This is a genomic window from Acinetobacter sp. CY81, from assembly GCF_059515925.1.
Genome location: NZ_JCAKNC010000023.1, coordinates 1 through 2,073 on the forward strand (window position 1 = coordinate 1; position 2,073 = coordinate 2,073).

Here is a 2,073-nt window from a genome sequence, read left to right on the forward strand (position 1 = left end):
CAACGGTTATATATTTGCCTAAATAGTTCAGCAATGTAGTATGTGCAACAGTCATTTTGATCTCCTTATTAGATCATTTTGATTAGCTGGATAATAGGATTGCCGTCCTATTATTCAGCGACTTAAAATAGCCTAAGCAACACTAAAATCAGGTGTCACCCTAGACCAATCTTGTTTTGTTAATTCAAACCTTTTGGGGACACTAAATTCCAAAGATAAAGCCTCAATACACGCCTCATCATCACCATACCATTGACGGAAAAAGCCCAACCAACGTCCAAATTGGTGACGGAATATATCTATTCCCTTTTCTACTTTAATTTTTAGAGTTCTTTTAACGTATTCAATTCGACTTTGCGTTTGTTCTTCATATTGAAATAATTGTTTAAAACATGGGTACAGATTAATAAAATAATCAGATGGATTAATGATTGCTTCAAATGGTATCAAGGTATGCTTTGCTTTTAATTCAACCTCAAGACGTACCCAAGCACTATTTTTATCCCCTAATTGTTTACCTTTTTCATAAGCCCTGAACATTTTATCCGAAGTACGACAACCAATTTGTAATGTTCTACCTAAATTATCTCTATCACCATATTTCCAATCACCATGCCAAGTGACACGAGCAGGCTTTCCAAAATAATAAAACTGCCCATCGGTTTCCCTTTCATTTAGATCATCAATTTCTAAATACGTTCCATCATAATCATCATGAGCTAAATCTAACCTAGTAATCTTCGCACCGTTTGCAGACTGCAAAAATCTATAAAGTCTTTCTTGCCATCCATAGTCACCCATCAAACAACCTTGACCCGATAGCATTACAAGCATTGTATTATTTTGACCACCTATGCAGAGATCACCAACAACCACATCTTCATGGTTTTGGATTTCATAACATTGCTCATAAAAGTTTTTACCATTTTTTCTTTTTTTGCCAACTTTGAACCCAAAAATTGAATCTAACTTTTCCCCCATCCGTTCTATGCAGACATCGTTAATCAGTTTTTCATCAATTCCAATATAGTCATCCATAAAGGTGTATCGTTTAAATGAAAACGAGATCCAATCTATAAATGCAATTTCAAATTCAGCAGGGGCAGAAACAAGGAGGATTTTAGGATCACCATTTCCATCAATCACGAGCTTAACTTCATTGGTTTTTTGCCAATCTTTTAGGATATCGTCGGATGGAATTTTAGATTCTGAGTTTTGCCACGTATTACTAACGTGGCATCCCCACGGACTGACAGTGGGTAAAGTAGCTCGTTTGATGAAATTGTTTGCAAAATCTGAATAGTTTGCAGTTGTAAAAGGGGCAACTTCCCCATAAAATTTAGTCATGGTTATATCCAAGTATGTTTTGGTGTAACAGGGTTGAATTGTTAGCGCAATGTCAGCCCATTTTTATGCCTACTGCTTTTGTGCCTGTCGATCTATCTCAATCAGGTCTTTATCTTCATAGGTCTTTGTTAAGCTTAATGACCTAGACAATATATTCTAATCCGTATTGATAAATCAATACTTTACTTTGTATAACTGCGGTGCGGTACGTGGCGCATTGCGCTCCTCGCGTCGCACCTCCGCTCCGTTCCGCTCCTCGTATTCGCTAGCTTTGTATTTATATATTTTCAGTTCGCACCCATTCGGGATGCTCTGCCACTACCGTTGAAAATCAAAAGGGAGCTTGTAATCAGGGAGAGAGAGTTTTGGAATTTATATACCATCACCCCCACTCGTAGACACTCGTTCGGTAACTAAAGATTATATCAGTAATCTTTAGTCCTAAATTTCGGAATTAATTACAACATCATCGAAGCAATAATAGTCCGAATCTTCAAAGCAAAAACAATGCTTTCCATCTAATTCAAAATTAACGGACACAACAACACCCGATAATTGATCAAATCCTGATGCTTTGTACTCAACAGGTACAGGAACATCAACGGTTATATATTTGCCTAAATAGTTCAGCAATGTAGTATGTGCAACAGTCATTTTGATCTCCTTATTAGATCATTTTGATTAGCTGGATAATAGGATTGCCGTCCTATTATTCAGCGACTTAAA

The 2,073-nt window shown here is 36.8% G+C and carries 2 protein-coding genes; both read right to left on the bottom strand.

Annotated elements, in window-relative coordinates; all coding sequences use genetic code 11:
• Positions 1-132 precede the first annotated feature (132 nt).
• Entirely contained in the window at positions 133-1,347 is a 1,215-nt protein-coding gene (locus tag AC5YDM_RS15005) for a replication initiation factor domain-containing protein (protein ID WP_496152861.1), read from the bottom strand.
• Between the two features lie 441 nt (positions 1,348-1,788).
• Positions 1,789-2,001: a hypothetical protein gene (locus AC5YDM_RS15010; RefSeq protein ID WP_496152862.1), complete on the bottom strand. Its 213-nt coding sequence runs from the start codon at positions 1,999-2,001 to the stop codon at positions 1,789-1,791.
• Positions 2,002-2,073 lie beyond the last annotated feature (72 nt).

What these genes read in the sequence shown, in the direction of transcription:
- AC5YDM_RS15005 (WP_496152861.1), bottom strand. Translation starts at nt 1,347, where the DNA reads ATGACTAAATTTTATGGGGAAGTTGCCCCTTTTACAACTGCAAACTAT.
- AC5YDM_RS15010 (WP_496152862.1), bottom strand. Translation starts at nt 2,001, where the DNA reads ATGACTGTTGCACATACTACATTGCTGAACTATTTAGGCAAATATATA.